The sequence below is a fragment of the Curtobacterium sp. 18060 genome (assembly GCF_902706105.1).
In the GTDB taxonomy this organism is placed as follows: domain Bacteria; phylum Actinomycetota; class Actinomycetes; order Actinomycetales; family Microbacteriaceae; genus Curtobacterium.
Genome location: NZ_CACSJV010000005.1, coordinates 1 through 12,508, shown reverse-complemented (window position 1 = coordinate 12,508; position 12,508 = coordinate 1). Strand labels below are relative to the sequence as shown.

Genomic DNA, 12,508 nt, shown 5'->3' with positions numbered 1-12,508 from the left:
TAGGATCAGTGCACTGACGGCCCGCCGCGAGCCGGGCCCGCCGGTCCGACACGTCTGGAGCACATCAAGTGACGACAACCTCGTCCACCTCGGGGCGGCGTTCGCCGCGGGTCCCGATCGTGGTCACGATCATCGTGCTGGCCGCACTGGTGATCGGCTTCTTCATCTTCGCCAGCCTGTACACCGACTACGCGTGGTTCGCCCAGCTCGGGTTCCAGCAGGTCCTCACGACGCGGTGGATCGCAGGGACCCTGATGTTCCTCGCGGGCTTCCTGGGCATGGCGATCCCGGTCTTCCTGAGCATCGGACTGGCCTTCCGGTACCGCCCGGTCTACGCGAAGCTCAACTCGCAGCTGGACCGGTACCAGCAGGTCATCGAACCGCTGCGCCGCGCCGTCATGATCGGCATCCCGGTGGTGCTCGGCATCTTCGCCGGGCTGTCGACCTCGGGGCGCTGGAGCATGGTGCTCGAGTACTTCAACCGGACCCCGTTCGGCAAGACGGACCCGCAGTTCGGCCTGGACATCGGCTTCTACGTCTTCGAGCTGCCGTTCTGGCGCTCGATCGTGGCGTACTCGTCGGCCGTGGTGCTGATCGCGGGGCTCGCCGCCCTCGCCGCCTGCTACCTGTACGGCGCGCTGCGCTTCGGGGGACGTGAAGTCCGGATCTCCCGTGCCGCGCGCATCCAGCTCGCCGTCACCGCTGCGCTCTACATCGCGCTGCAGGCCGTCAGTCTGTGGCTCGACCAGTACGCGGCGCTCACCAAGTCGAACTCGCTCATCACCGGTGCCCAGTACACCGAGGTCAACGCGGTCATCCCGGGTCGCGAGATCATGGCGGGCATCGCGGCGATCGTCGCGATCCTGTTCATCGTCACCGCGGTGATCGGCCGCTGGCGCATCTCGATCGTCGGCACCGGCCTGCTGCTCGTCGCCGCGATCGTCATCGGGGGCATCTACCCCTGGATCGTCCAGCGCCTGCAGGTCAAGCCCTCGGAGCGTACGTACGAGTCCGCGTACATCGAGCGGAACATCAAGGCCACGCGGGACGCCTACGGTGTCTCCGACGTCAAGGAACAGAACTACGACGCCACGACCGAGGCCAGCTCCGGCGCCCTCGCGCAGGACGCCCAGACGACGGCGAACATCCGCCTCATCGACCCGAAGATCGTCTCCGACACCTTCAGCCAGCTGCAGCAGTACCGGCAGTACTACCAGTTCCCGGACGAGCTCGACGTCGACCGGTACGACGTCAAGGGCGAGACCGAGGACACCGTCATCGCGGTGCGCGACATCGACCTCGACGGTCTGAGCTCGGCCGCGAACACCCAGTACAACCGGGCGTTCGTGTACACCCACGGCTACGGCGTCACCGCGGCCTTCGGCAACCAGCGCGCGAGCGACGGCAAGCCGGTGTTCCTCGAGTCGGGCATCCCCTCGAACGGTGCGCTGGGTGACTTCCAGCAGCGCGTGTACTTCGGCGAGACCTCGCCGGCGTACTCGATCGTCGGGGCGCCGAAGGGTTCGAAGGACGTCGAGCTCGACTACCCGTCCGGATCCGACGACGACAACGGCGGCAACGCCACCACGACGTACTCCGGCGACGGCGGACCGAGTGTGGGCAACTTCTTCAACCGACTCGTCTACGCGGCGAAGTTCCAGTCGGAGCAGGTCCTGCTGTCGGACGCGGTCAACAAGGACTCGCAGATCCTCTACGACCGCGACCCGATCACGCGTGTCCAGAAGGTCGCGCCGTACCTGACGGTCGACAGCGACGCCTACCCGGCGATCGTCGACCACCGCATCCAGTGGGTCGTCGACGGCTACACGACGAGCGACGCCTACCCGTACTCGCAGAGCCAGAGCCTGTCGGACAGCATCGCCGGTTCGGAGTCCTCGGCGTACCGCACCGACCAGGTCAACTACATCCGCAACTCGGTGAAGGCCACGGTCGACGCCTACACGGGCAAGGTGACCCTCTACGCGTGGGACACCAAGGACCCGGTGCTGAAGACGTGGGAGAAGATCTTCCCGACGTCGGTCAAGTCGGTGTCGAGCATGAGCGCCGAGCTGCTGGACCACGTCCGCTACCCGACGGACCTGTTCAAGGTGCAGCGGTCGATCCTCGGCACCTACCACGTGACGAACGCGAACTCGTTCTACTCGGGTGACGACGCGTGGAACACACCACAGGAGCCCACGACCACGGGGTCGACCGACACGGATGCGAGCGCCGCCGACACGTCGACGACCACCAACGCCCTGGGCGCGCAGACGACGACGACCGCGAGCAAGGCGAACCTGCAGGATCCGTACTACCTGACGATGAAGGTGCCGGGGCAGGAGACCGCGTACAACCTGTACACGACCTACATCCCCCAGCAGTCCGCCGGCGCGAACAACCGCAACGTGCTGACCGGCTACCTGGCCGCCGACTCCGACGCGGGAGGTGCAGGCAAGGGCAAGAAGGCGTCGGGCTACGGCAAGCTCACGTTGTTGACGATGCCGAAGACCGACAACATCCCGGGCCCGGCGCAGGTGCAGAACCTGTTCAACTCGGACACCACGGTGTCGCAGGAGCTGAACATCCTGAAGCGCGGCAACTCGACGGTGAAGCAGGGCAACCTGCTCACCCTTCCGGTCGGCGGCGGCTTCCTGTACGTGCAGCCCGTGTACGTGCAGTCGACGTCGAGCGGTTCGTACCCGCTGCTGCAGAAGGTGCTCGTCGCGTTCGGCGACAAGATCGCGTTCGAGGACACCCTCGACGAGGCGCTCAACTCGCTGTTCGGCGGTGACTCGGGTGCTGCTGCCGGAGACTCCGATGCCAGTGGTTCGGGGAGCGACTCCGGTTCGTCCGGGTCGGGCTCGTCCGACTCCGGTTCCGACTCGGGCTCCGGGTCGACCGGTGGCTCGACCGGCTCGGGCACCACGGACAACGACGCACTGCAGCAGGCGCTGTCCGACGCGAACGACGCCCTGCAGGACCGTCAGCAGGCCTACGCCGACAACGACCTGGTCGCTGCAGCCGAGGCCGACAAGCGCCTGCAAGAGGCGATCGAGGCCGCGACCGCAGCCGAAGACGGCAGCTGACACGCCGTGGCGGGGCACACGATTTGTGCCCCGCCACGACCGTGTGTAGGCTATTCAATGTGCCGCGGGGTGGAGCAGTTCGGTAGCTCGCTGGGCTCATAACCCAGAGGTCGTAGGTTCAAATCCTGCCCCCGCAACCAAGCGTCACACGAAAGCCCCGGTCCGAAAGGACCGGGGTTTTCCTCGTTCGCGGACGCCTCCCTGGACTCGTGCATGCCAGAGCGCGCCCAAGGGCACCGGATCCCGCCGAGTACGCTCGGCGAATGGGCACCCTCACGATCGCCGCCGCACAGTTCGCTCCCGTGGACGACCCGGCAGCCAACCTCGAGACCGTCCGGACCGCGGCAGCCGACGCAGCGGCGCGGGGAGCGGCCCTGCTCGTCACGCCGGAGTACTCGTCGTACTTCACCGCCGACATCGACGACCGGTTCGTTGCCGCAGCGCAACCGCTGGACGGCCCGTTCGTCTCCGGGCTCCGCGACATCGCCCGCGACACCGGTGTCGCACTGATCGTCGGGATCGCCGAGACGACCGACGCCGAGACGACCGACGCGGCGACCCCGGCAGGCCCCACGCGCTTCCGCAACACCCTCGTGGCGGTGCTCCCCACCGGCGAGCTCGCGGCGACCTACCGGAAGGTGCACCTCTACGACGCGTTCGGGTCACGGGAGTCCGACCGCATCGAGTCCGGCGACCCGGAGCAGCTGCCGGTCTTCGAGTTCGACGGTGTCCGGATCGGGCTCGAGACCTGCTATGACCTGCGCTTCCCCGAGGTCACCCGGCGGCTGGCGGCGTCCGAGCAGGGTGCGGCCGACGTCGTCGTGCTGCCGGCCGAGTGGGTGCGCGGTCCCGGCAAGGAGCACCACTGGCGGACGCTGCTCACCGCGCGGGCGATCGAGAACACCGTGTGGGTCGTCGGTGTCGGCCAGACGCCCCCTATCGGCATCGGTGCCTCGGTGGTGCTCGACCCCTCCGGTGTCGCCGTGGCGTCGGCCGGCTCCACGCCCGGCACGCTCGTCGCGACCGTCGACACCGCCGTGACCGATGCGGTCCGCAAGGTCAACCCGTCGCTGGCACTCCGCCGGTACGACGTCGCGCTGCGCGCCCAGCCAGGAGGCACGGCTCGCCCCTGACAGGCGCGTTCCGTCCCATCGCGGTCGCCCTGCAATGCCGGAACGCGCGTGGGGAGCAGGAACGTCCGGCCTCCGACGCGCGGGACGTCCTCCGACGCGCGGGACGTCCTCCGACGCGCGGGACGTCCTCCCACGCGCGGAACGTCCTCTCACGCGCGGGACGTCTCGCTACGCGCCAGAGGTCAACTGTGCCAGGCGGCCGGCGGCCTCCTCGAGAACGGAACGCCGCTTGCAGAACGCGAAGCGCACGAGGGACCGGTAGCCCGCGGCGTAGTCCGGCCGGACGAAGGCCGACACCGGTACGCCGACGACCCCGGCCAGGGCGGGCAGCTCGAGGCAGAAGGCCCGCGCATCGTCGTACCCGAGCGGCGCGGTGTCGGCGATCACGAAGTACCCGCCGTCCGGCCGCATGACGTCGAAGCCCGCTGACCGGAGCCCCGAGGCGAGCAGTTCGTGCTTGGCGGCGAGTTCGGCGGCGATCCCGGCGAAGACGGCGTCGGGCAACCGCAGTCCGACGGCGACGGCCGGCTGGAACGGTGCGCCGTTGACGAAGGTCAGGTACTGCTTCACCGTCGTGATCGCGTCGACGAGCGTCGGGGGAGCGGTGAGCCAACCGATCTTCCAACCGGTGGTGCTGAAGGTCTTGCCGGCGCTCGAGATCGACACCGTCCGCTCGGCGGCTCCGGGCAGTGTCGCGATCGGCGTGTGCGGGACGGTGAACGTCAGGTGCTCGTAGACCTCGTCGGTGACGATGAGGGCGTCGTACCGTGTCGCGAGTTCCACGATCGTGCGCAGGACCTCGTCGGGCAGGACCCGGCCGGTCGGGTTGTGCGGCGTGTTGACGAGCACGACGCGGGTGCGGTCGGTGAACGCCGCACGCAGGGTGTCCTCGTCCGGCAGGAAGTCCGGAGCGGTGAGGGGCACGGTGACGTGGGTGCCGCCGGCGAGCCGGACGAGCGCACCGTAGGCGTCGTAGAACGGTTCGAACGTGATGACCTCGTCGCCCGGTTCGACCAGGGCGAGGAGCGTCGCGGCGAGGGCTTCGGTGGCGCCGGCGGTGACCAGGACCTGCCGGTCGGGATCGACCTCGAGGCCGTACCACCGCTGCTGGTGTTCGGCCACGGCGGTGCGGAGGTCGGCCGTCCCGCGTCCGGGCGGGTACTGGTTGACGCCGTCCCGGATGGCGCGGACCGCGGCTTCGAGCACCTCGGCGGGGCCGTCCTGGTCGGGGAAGCCCTGCCCGAGGTTGATCGCGCCGGTGCTCGCGGCGAGGGCGCTCATCTCGGCGAAGACGGTGGGCGCGGGGACGCCGTCGGGTCCCAGGAGCATCGCTCCCTCGGCTGCTCGCAACCAGGGTCCTGCCTGCCGCATGTGGTTCCCTCCGGTGACGGCGACGACGTGTCGCGCTGAACGGACCCCAACCTAGCTGGCCGTCCGACGGCGATCCGGGGACGGACCCACAGCCCACGCATAAGATCGGCAGAGGATGCTTCCAGCGTCGCCAGAAGCACCGCTCAGGTGGTTGCGACAGACTGCACGAGCTTGAAAGGAGCACGTCCAGCATGACCGACACCACGCCCAACGGGCAGGGCGACGACCGCCGTCCGGACGATGCGGCATCGCCTGCCGCCAGTGAGGACGCCGCCGCAGCGGCCACGAAGGGGAACACGTCGATGCCGAACGACTCCGAGCAGTTCAACGACGCCGAGCAGCCCGAGAACGCCGAGCGGGCCGACGACGCCGCGCAGCACGCGGCTCCGTCCGACGACGCCACGAGCGCCGACCACACCGACGTGATCCCGTCGGCGACCGACCACCCCACGGACCGCTACACGGCCCCGTACCCGACGCTCTCGGGCGACCAGCAGCGCGATGCCGGCCAGCAGCCGGCCGGGTACGGCCAGCAGACCTCCCCGTACGGGCAGGCGTCCCAATACGGCCAGCAGCCCGCCGCAGACCAGACGAGCCAGTACGGGCAGGCCCAGCAGAGCCAGTACGGGCAGAACCAGCAGCCGCAGTACGGGCAGGCCCAGCAGAGCCCGTACGGCCAGCAGTCGCAGTACGGCCAGGGCCAGCAGTCCCAGTACGGCCAGAGCCAGCAGTCCCAGTACGGTCAAAACCAGCCAAACCAGCAGTCCCAGTACGGTCAGCAGTCGCAGTACGGCCAGCAGGGCCAGTACGGCCAGGCCCAGCAGCCGCCGTACGGCCAGCAGCCGACCGCGGGCCAGCCGCGGTACGGCGAGTACGCCCAGCCGGCCTCCGCCGCTGCCCCCGCGTCCTCGTCGGAGTACGCGACGGCGTCGGCGCAGGCACCGCAGTCCGCCACGAGCGCCTTCGGCGACGTGGACGGCGCGAACCAGCGCAACGGCCACTACTTCGCTGACGGAACCGCGGGTGCAGCGGCCACCACGACCACCACCCGCTCCGGGCGCAGCAAGCTCGTCCTGCCGATCATCGCCGGACTGGTCGTCGCGGGTCTGGTCGGCGGCGGCGCCGGGTGGCTCGCCGGGTCGTCGCAGGGCGGCACCGTCACGTCGTCGTCCGGTTCGTCGCAGGGCGGCAACCTCACAGTCAACGACTACGACTCCGCGACCGTCGTCACCGCGGTCGCTGCTCAGGCGACGCCGTCGGTCGTGACGATCAACGTGTCGTCCAGCAACGAGGCCGGCACCGGTTCGGGCGTCGTGATGAGCAAGGACGGCTACATCGTCACGAACACTCACGTGGTGACGCTCGACGGCGACAGCTCGAACGGTTCGATCACCGTGACGACCTCGGACGGCAAGATCTACGAGGGCAAGCTCATCGGCACCGACCCGACGGTCGACCTCGCGGTCATCAAGATCGACGCGACCGACCTCAAGCCGATGGAGTTCGCCGACTCCACGAAGCTCAACGTCGGTGACACCGCGGTCGCGATCGGTGCGCCCCTGGGCCTGTCGAACACGGTCACGGACGGCATCGTCTCGACCCTGAACCGCAGCATCCAGGTCACGTCGAGCGCTCCCAGCGAGGGCGGCGACTCGAACGAGGGCGGCAACGGCGGCAGCGGCCCGTTCGACTTCTGGGGCAACGGCGACAACGGCAGCAGCTCGTCCGCGAACACCACGGTCTCGTTGCCCGTCATCCAGACCGACGCGTCGATCAACCCGGGCAACTCCGGTGGTGCCCTGCTCGACGCGAAGGGCAAGCTGATCGGCATCAACGTGGCCATCGCCTCGGCCGGCAGCTCGTCGTCGTCGGACTCGGCGGCCGGCAGCATCGGCGTGGGCTTCTCGATCCCGTCGAACCTGGTGAAGCGCGTCGCGAACGAGATCAAGGACAAGGGCTCGGCCACGCACGGCCTGCTCGGTGCCACGGTCGGCGACGCCTCGGAGAACGCGAGCGCGACCCAGATGGGTGCGCTCATCAAGTCGGTCTCGTCCGGCGGTGCGGCGGCGAAGGCCGGTCTGCAGAAGGGTGACGTCGTCACGAAGATCGGTTCGGCGACCGTCTCGGACGCCACCGACCTGACGGCACAGGTCCGGTACTTCGCGGGCGGTGCGTCGACGACGATCAGCTACCTCCGGAACGGGCAGTCCCGCCAGGCGGACGTGACCCTGGGCACGTACGACAGCAAGGGCTGACGCCACCACGGACAGGACGGGAGGCCCGGTGCACGACGTGCGCCGGGCCTCCCGTCCGTCTGCGGGTCGCGTCGCGGGCACCCCGCAGGTTCCGGGTTCGGGTCTTGATAGGCTCATGGTCGCTCTGCGGGGCGGCACCGCCCCGGTGCGTCCCGTGCACCCAGCCAGCACCCCGAGGTACGCATGCAGACAGACGGACAGCCCCTGCCGGGCGTCTCGTACGTGATGCCCGTGCTCAACGAGGTCACCGAGGTCCGCGCTGCGGTCGCCAGCCTGCTCGACCAGGACTACACCGGCGTGTTCGAGGTCATCCTCGCGCTCGGCCCCTCGATCGACGGCACGAACGAACTCGTGGCCGAGATGAGCGCGGCCGACCCACGCATCCGGGCGATCGACAACCCGGTCGGGTCCACGCCGGCCGGACTGAACGTCGCGATCACGGCGTCGGTGCACCCCGTGGTGGTCCGCGTCGACGCGCACTCGGTGCTGCCCCCGGACTACACGCGCATCGCCGTCCGCACCCTGCTCGAGTCCGGTGCGGACAACGTCGGCGGCATCATGCGCGCCGAGGGCCGCAGCCCGTTCGAGCGGGCCGTCGCGTTGGCGTACGGCAGCCGCGTCGGACTCGGCGGCACCCCGCACCACGTCGGTGGGACCGCCGGCCCGGCCGAGACCGCGTACCTCGGCGTCTTCCGCCGCCACCGCCTGTTCGAGGTCGGCCTGTTCGACGAGGGCATCAAGCGCGGCCAGGACTGGGAACTGAACCGACGCCTGCGCCAGACCGGCGGCACGGTGTGGTTCACGCCCGAGCTGGTCGTCACCTACCGCCCGCGACCGAGCCTGAAGCGCCTGGTGCGGCAGTTCGTCGCCACCGGGTTGTGGCGAGGCGAGCTCGCCCGTCGGTTCCCCGCGAACAACGGCCTGCGGTACTTCGTGCCGCCCGCGATGGTCGCCGCCATGGCCGTCGGGATCCTCGCCGGCATCGTCGGTGTCGTCGGCGCGGCCCTCGGCAGCCCGGTCGCCTGGGCGCTCCTCGGGTTCGCCGTGCCCGCCGTGTACCTGCTCTTCGTCGTCCTCGGGTCGGTCGCAGTCGCGCGCCGGTCCGGGGTGGCGACCTTCCTCTGGCTGCTCGTGGTGCTGCCCTGCATCCACGTGGGATGGGGGCTCGGTTTCATCATCGGGTTCCTCACCCGTACCTCCGAGCTGACCACCCACACCGGACGGTGACCCCATGACCGACCCCGCCACCCACGGCCGCGGATCCGCACGCCCGACGTCGATCGCCGAGCTGCGGGCCGTCGCCCAGCCGGACGAGGTCCGCGCCCGCGCCAACGCCGAGCACTGGACGGCGTCGCTGTACCTGCGCGACGTCTCGCCGTACCTGACCTGGGTGCTGCTGAAGACCCGCGTCAGCGCCAACCAGGTGACCGGCCTGATGATCCTGGTCGGGTGGAGCATCGCCGCGGCCCTGCTCATCCCCGGCATCTGGGGCGCAGCGCTCGCCCTGGTGCTCGGACAGCTGCAGATGCTCGTGGACTGCTGCGACGGCGAGGTCGCACGGTGGCGTGGCACCCGATCGCCCGCCGGAGTGTTCCTGGACAAGGTCGGGCACTACACGACCGAGGGACTGATCCCGGTCGCGCTGGGCATCCGAGCCGCCACCTGGCCGATCCACGGCGCCGACTGGATGTGGACCACGATCGGCTGCGCGCTCGGCCTGGTGATCGTGCTGAACAAGGCCCTCAACGACATGGTGCACGTCGCCCGGGCGAACGCGGGGCTCGACAAGCTCGTCGACCGACGCGACGCCTCGACCGCGCCGTCCGGCCGGAAGCTCGCGTCGCTCCGCCGCCTGGCCAGGTTCCTGCCGTTCCACCGCCTGTACCACTCGGTCGAGCTGAGCATGCTCGCGTTCCTGTTCGCGCTCATCGGACTGGCGATCGGCGACCCGCTCGCCAGCCGCATCCTGGTCGGCGCGCTGCTGCCGCTGGCCGTGCTGGCGACCGTCGGGCACTTCCTGGCGATCATCGCGTCCAAGCGGGTCAAGGCGTGACCGACGACGCGGTGCCCGACGACGCGGTGCCCGACGACGCGGTGCCCCACGACGCGGTGCCCCACGACGCGGTGACCGATGGCACCGTGACCCCGAGCACCGTTCGTCGCCACGCGGTCGCGCACCCGCAGCGACCCCGCGTCGCCGTCGTGAGCCTGTCGCAGGGCACCCGGCCCGATGACCTGCGCCGCGGGCTCGACAGCGTGCTCGCGCAGCAGGGCGTCGAACTCGACGTGGTCTGCGTCGGCAACGGCTGGGAGCCGACCGGCCTGCCGGACGGGGTGCGGACGCTGGCGCTGCCGGAGAACCTCGGGATCCCGGCCGGCCGCAACGCCGGTGCCGAGGTCGTCGACGGGGACTACGTGTTCTTCCTGGACGACGACGCCTCGATCCCCTCGGTGACGTTCCTGCAGGACGCCGTCGGCCGCTTCGAACGCGACCCCTCGCTCGGACTGCTCCAGCCCCGCGTGGTCGACCCGACCGGCGCCGCCAACCCGCGGCGCTGGGTCCCGCGCATCCGCAAGGGCGAGCCGGACCACTCGTCGCCGGTGTTCTCGGTGTGGGAGGGCGCCGTCGTGCTGCCGATGGACGTGTACCGGGTCGTCGGGGGATGGGGCGCTGAGTACTTCTACGCGCACGAGGGCATCGAGCTCGCGTGGCGCGTGTGGGACGCCGGTCGACGTGCTTGGTACGCCGGCGACCTGGTCGCCCACCACCCGGCCATCGACCCGGCGCGGCACACCGAGTACTACCGCCTGAACGCCCGCAACCGGGTGTGGCTGGCCCGACGGAACCTGCCGGCACCGCTCCGACCGCTCTACGTCGGCTCGTGGGCCGCGATCCAGGTCGCGCGCTGGTGGCGACACCCGCGACGCCTGACGACGTGGTTCGCCGGCATCCGCGAAGGACGGACCACCGACTGCGGACCGACCCGACCGATGAGCTGGCTGACCGTCGCCCGGATGACGCTCGCCGGGCGCCCGCCCGTCGTCTGACCACCCCGAACCCCACCGCCACCGCAGAACGGGAGACAGTCCATGCCGATCACCAGTGACGTGCGGACCGCCGTGCGCCTGGCCCAGCGCTTGCTCGCCTCGCGCCGAAGCCGCCGGGAGCTCGCCCGTCGCCTGCCGTCGGTCGCGGCGCCGGCGCCCGGCACGATCGAGATCGCGGTCTACTTCGCCGACGGCCCCGTGAACATGTACCAGGTGCGCCAGTGGTACGCGCCGCTGGCCGAACTGGCGAAGACGCACCCGGTCGCGATCATCGCGCGCAGCCCGGGCACGATGACCACGCTCATCGACGAGTCGCCGGTCCCCGCCGTGTACGCCCGTCAGGTCGTCGACCTGGAGCAGTTCGTCGAGACCCAGGCGCCGAAGGTGGTGCTGTACGTCAACCAGAACGCCCGCAACTTCCAGATGATGCGGTACGGGCGCATGTGGCACGTCTTCGTCAACCACGGCGAGAGCGACAAGATGTACATGACGACGAACCAGTTCAAGGCGTACGACTACGCGTTGATCGCCGGGGACGCCGCGCGTGGCCGGCTCGCCGAGGCGCTGTGGGACTACGACCTCGACGCCAGGACCATCGCGATCGGCCGCCCGCAGGCCGACCACTTCGCCGGCGCGGCACCGTACCCCGCCGACGACCGGACCGTCGTGCTGTACGCGCCGACGTGGGAGGGCGACCGCGGAGCCGCGGCGTACGGATCGATCGCGTCCCACGGCACCACCATCGCCGAGCAGGTGCTCGCGTCGCCCCGGCACCGCCTGGTGTACCGACCGCACCCGCGGAGCGGCGTGCTCGACCCGGCGTACCGAACGGCACACGAGCGGATCGTCGCGGCGATCACGGCGGCGAACGCGGCCGACCCCACCGCGCACCACGTCCACGACGAGGGCGGCGAGCTCGGCTGGCAGCTGGCCGACGCAGACGTGGCGATCACCGACATCAGCGCGATGATCTACGACCGCCTGGCGGTCGGGAAGCCCCTGATCGTGACCCGCCCGGTGTCGCCGGAGGCCGATGTGGACGAACGCGGCTACCTGAGCGACGCCAACTGGCTGACCGCGGCCGACGCGCCGTCGGTGCTCGCGCGGATCGACGCCGCCGTGGGGGACGCCGCCGAGCTCGCCAAGCTGCAGCAGTGGGTGGCGCGCTACTTCGGCGACACCACGCCCGGTGCCGCAACGGCCCGGTTCCACGCCGCCGTCGAGTGGCTGCTGGAGCGCTGGCGCACCGTCGCTGCCGAGCGCGGCGAACGCTGAGCCCTGTCCGGACACGGTCACGGGTGCAGCCCCTGACCGACCAGTGACATCCGCCACACGTACTCGGAGCGGTCCGGACGGCGCCAGCGGACGATCACGACGCCGGTGTCCTGCGGATCCGCGCCGAACACGGCGACGGACAGACGTCGACCCGGTTCGAGCCGGTGCACCGCCAGCGGCGGGCTGTAGCCGTTGCCGAGGTGGGTGAGGGTCAGGCCGTCGACCGGTTCGTCCCCGGTGTTGACGAGGTCGTACCGGCGGGGGGCCTGCGAGCGGTCGATGGTGAACGGGACGGCGTACGCGGGTGCTGGGTGGTGCATGGGGGGAACGTTAGGGG

The 12,508-nt window shown here is 70.4% G+C and carries 9 protein-coding genes and 1 tRNA gene; 8 read left to right on the top strand and 2 right to left on the bottom strand.

The genetic code is table 11. The features are described 5' to 3' along the window. The first annotated feature begins 68 nt into the window (after nucleotides 1–68). The 3 genes from GVL05_RS04100 to GVL05_RS04090 all read left to right on the top strand — a co-directional run bounded on the left by GVL05_RS04100 (nucleotide 69) and on the right by GVL05_RS04090 (nucleotide 4,222). Nucleotides 69–3,089, top strand: a complete 3,021-nt coding sequence (locus GVL05_RS04100) for a UPF0182 family protein (protein ID WP_235035837.1) — start codon at nucleotides 69–71, stop codon at nucleotides 3,087–3,089. A gap of 63 nt (nucleotides 3,090–3,152) precedes the next feature. After that, a tRNA-Met gene (locus tag GVL05_RS04095) sits at nucleotides 3,153–3,229 on the top strand. A 123-nt stretch (nucleotides 3,230–3,352) separates the two neighbouring features. Then, complete coding sequence (locus GVL05_RS04090) at nucleotides 3,353–4,222, top strand: carbon-nitrogen hydrolase family protein (RefSeq protein WP_159571543.1); 870 nt, start codon at nucleotides 3,353–3,355, stop codon at nucleotides 4,220–4,222. Between the two features lie 168 nt (nucleotides 4,223–4,390). Here GVL05_RS04090 and GVL05_RS04085 read toward each other — a convergent pair whose 3' ends face one another. Continuing rightward, nucleotides 4,391–5,593 (bottom strand): aminotransferase class I/II-fold pyridoxal phosphate-dependent enzyme, encoded by a 1,203-nt coding sequence (locus GVL05_RS04085; RefSeq protein WP_159571540.1) that lies wholly within the window; start codon nucleotides 5,591–5,593, stop codon nucleotides 4,391–4,393. 191 nt (nucleotides 5,594–5,784) lie between these two features. Between GVL05_RS04085 and GVL05_RS04080 the strand changes: the two genes are divergently transcribed. The 5 genes from GVL05_RS04080 (at nucleotide 5,785) to GVL05_RS04060 (ending at nucleotide 12,171) form a co-directional block, all read left to right on the top strand. Further along, nucleotides 5,785–7,848, top strand: coding sequence for a S1C family serine protease (locus tag GVL05_RS04080; protein WP_235035836.1), 2,064 nt, complete (start codon nucleotides 5,785–5,787; stop codon nucleotides 7,846–7,848). Between the two features lie 183 nt (nucleotides 7,849–8,031). Continuing rightward, nucleotides 8,032–9,075 carry a glycosyltransferase gene (locus GVL05_RS04075; RefSeq protein WP_159571537.1) on the top strand — a complete coding sequence of 348 codons (1,044 nt, stop codon included), beginning with the start codon at nucleotides 8,032–8,034 and terminating at the stop codon, nucleotides 9,073–9,075. A 4-nt stretch (nucleotides 9,076–9,079) separates the two neighbouring features. Then, nucleotides 9,080–9,901: a CDP-alcohol phosphatidyltransferase family protein gene (locus GVL05_RS04070; RefSeq protein WP_159571534.1), complete on the top strand. Its 822-nt coding sequence runs from the start codon at nucleotides 9,080–9,082 to the stop codon at nucleotides 9,899–9,901. Nucleotides 9,902–9,987: 86 nt separating this feature from the next. After that, entirely contained in the window at nucleotides 9,988–10,896 is a 909-nt protein-coding gene (locus GVL05_RS04065; protein WP_159571739.1) for a glycosyltransferase family 2 protein, read from the top strand. 42 nt (nucleotides 10,897–10,938) lie between these two features. Next, nucleotides 10,939–12,171, top strand: a complete 1,233-nt coding sequence (locus GVL05_RS04060; RefSeq protein WP_123938939.1) for a CDP-glycerol glycerophosphotransferase family protein — start codon at nucleotides 10,939–10,941, stop codon at nucleotides 12,169–12,171. Nucleotides 12,172–12,188: 17 nt separating this feature from the next. Here GVL05_RS04060 and GVL05_RS04055 read toward each other — a convergent pair whose 3' ends face one another. Then, nucleotides 12,189–12,491, bottom strand: a complete 303-nt coding sequence (locus GVL05_RS04055; protein WP_111085009.1) for a hypothetical protein — start codon at nucleotides 12,489–12,491, stop codon at nucleotides 12,189–12,191. Nucleotides 12,492–12,508 lie beyond the last annotated feature (17 nt).